The 1,603-nt window shown below is 64.4% G+C and carries 1 protein-coding gene; it reads right to left on the bottom strand.

Annotated features, from left to right (window positions below):
* Positions 1–71: 71 nt before the first annotated feature.
* Positions 72–1,603 (bottom strand): IS21 family transposase (gene istA / locus IWX89_RS18290; protein WP_231383497.1); only part of this gene is annotated, 1,532 nt, incomplete at its 5' end.

The following is a 1,603-nucleotide window of genomic DNA, read 5'->3' on the forward strand; positions in this document are numbered from 1 at the left end:
CTCTTCCAGCCGGGTCGCGACGTGGGTGACTCGCAGGGCCCGGAACTTGTCGTAATCGATGCTGGTGAACATCACTTCACCTCCTCGCCGCGTGCATAGTGGGAGGCGTCGCGAACATAGACGTCTGGCATGCTGTCGCGGAAAACGACACTGCTGACGCGCTTGCGCGTCGAGGCCGCCGGGGCCAAGGGCCGAGGTTTCTTCCCGTCGCTGTCGATCGCCGCCATCAAGCGTTTCAGTGTCGAGTAGGTCGGATGGGCGCTGCGGTTCACGAGCTCCTGGCAGGCCGCCTCCAGCCGTTCCCGGTTGTTCCTCCCGAGCCCGTCAAGGATGTTCTGGCAGGCCAGATAGCCTTGCGCCTCGATTGGCTGTGCGTCGAGGATCTGCTCGATCACCGTGACTGTTGCCGGCCCAACACTGCGGGCCCGGTCAGTGAACCACCGCCTGGACCACAGCCCGTCGATGTTGCGGTGCTGCGGCGGAACGTGCTCGGGCAGGGTCGAGTACTGGCCCTTTCGGCCCGTCAACCGCGGGTGTTCGCAGAGCATCTCCTGCCCATCGAAGACCGTCACCCGGGACGACGTCAGCCTCACCCGCAGCAGCTTGCCCGCCAGAGCGAAGGGCACCGAATACCGTTGCGTGTCGGCGGTGACGTGGTAGTTGCGGCCGGCCTTCAGCTCCTTCCAGGAGACGTCCTCGAACCCGGCATCAGGCAACGGGCCGAGCAGCCCCCGTTCCTCGGAGTCGAAGCGTTCCCACCGGGTTGTGTCGTCGGCGCGGCGAATATCATGGTTGATCTCTCGCACCCGTTCCTCGATCGCCGCATTCAACTCGCTCAGCGTCGTGAAGACGTCGTCCTCGAGGTAGCCGATGACGCGCTTGTTGACTACGTTCACCGCGTTCTCGGCTGATGCCTTATCGCGGGGTTTTTTCACTCTGGCCGGGACAATTGCAGTCTGGTAATGGTCTGCGAGCTGCTGATATCTCGCGTTGACGACGCGCTCCGCATCACCTTTATGGGTTTGGTGGGTGGAGGTCGTCGGGTTGTCCGGCACGATGATCTGCGTCACGCCGCCGAAGAACGCGAACGCTTGAACGTGCGCGTCGAGCCAGGCCGGGGACTTCATTTCTGCGTAGGCGCGGCAGAACATCAGCCCCGAAAATGGCAGCACCGCGACGAACAAGATCGCCCGGACCACCTCGCCGGTGACCGTGTCAACGACATCCATCGTGTCGCCGGCCCAGTCCACCAGCATCGCCCGTCCCGGCTCATGGCGCAGCACCGCCACCAGATCGTGGCTGCGGAGGTAGTCGGTGAACAGGGCGCAGAACTGCGAGTACCCGTACTTCTTCCCCGCGTCTTTGGCGTCGACGTATCGGCGCCAGGCCAACAGCAAAGTGAAGTGCCGGTTCGCTTTCATCGACGCCAGCACCCGCGCCAGGTCGGGCTGAACGTACTCCTCCGAGACCTTCCGGCGCCCGTCCGGGAACCACTTCGCGAGGTCCGCGTCGGTGATCGCGACCATCGAGGTCAGACCCCGGTCCTGGACCTCCTGCCGAACCCGGGCCACGTCGCGATGCGAGCACCCCGCAATCTCGACGA

Source organism: Cryobacterium sp. MP_M3, from assembly GCF_015752155.1.
Lineage (GTDB): Bacteria > Actinomycetota > Actinomycetes > Actinomycetales > Microbacteriaceae > Cryobacterium.